The sequence below is a fragment of the Delftia tsuruhatensis NBRC 16741 genome, from assembly GCF_001571325.1.
In the GTDB taxonomy this organism is placed as follows: Bacteria; Pseudomonadota; Gammaproteobacteria; order Burkholderiales; family Burkholderiaceae_C; genus Comamonas; species Comamonas tsuruhatensis.
The window spans coordinates 1-664 of the sequence record NZ_BCTO01000132.1; the positions used below are offsets into that span (position 1 = coordinate 1).

Below are 664 nucleotides of genomic sequence, written 5' to 3' on the forward strand. Positions count from 1 at the left end.
GACACCCACCATGGCGCGCACCTTGGTGCCGGCGGCCACGGGCGGATAGACCAGGAATTCCTGCGGCGTGCCCAGGTCGTGCATGTAGTGCTGCACCTCCCGGCCCGGGGAGCCAGAGCGCCAGGCGCCGGCCACGGCGTCCAGCACCCACAGGTCGGTCTTGGTGATGCGCCGCTGCGTGGCGTTGGCGTTGTTGGTGATGTCGATCAGCGTGAGCACGTCGGCCGGCAGCTCCTGCCGCCACCCGGCGGCCAGCACCAGGTCGCGCGGCTGGGCCATCTGGTCGGGCCGCTGCTCGGCAAAGGCACGCTGCGCGGCGTTGAACCAGTCCAGCAGATCCGCGCGGGTCCAGCGGATGTGCCCCTTGTCCTGCAGGTCGCGCGCTGCATCGTCCAGCAGCTGGGCCACGGTCAAAGCCATGACGCCCTCCCCCGCGAGCCGCGGCTGGTGTTGGAGCGCCACACGTCGGCCGTGGCGTCATCCATGGCGCGCTGGAAGAACGCCAGGGCCACGCCGGCCTGGTCGGGCTTGTAGTAGTCCGTGCCCTCGGTGGCCAGCAGCTCGGCCTTGGCGCCCTCGCGGATCGCCTCATGGTAGAGCGAGGCCACCTCGTCGGGCACGCTGTTGCCGCGCAGGGACGGCATCAGCGAGGCGTAGACCTGCA

At 71.1% G+C, this 664-nt stretch carries 1 protein-coding gene and 1 pseudogene; both read right to left on the reverse strand.

Annotated elements, in window-relative coordinates; genetic code table 11:
* A partial coding sequence (locus DTS01S_RS29290) for a phage adaptor protein (protein ID WP_061290160.1) occupies positions 1-420 on the reverse strand: 420 nt, incomplete at its 3' end.
* Positions 411-664, reverse strand: a pseudogene (locus tag DTS01S_RS31035) (hypothetical protein); the annotation flags it as partial. The gene DTS01S_RS29290 and the pseudogene DTS01S_RS31035, both read right to left, overlap by 10 nt.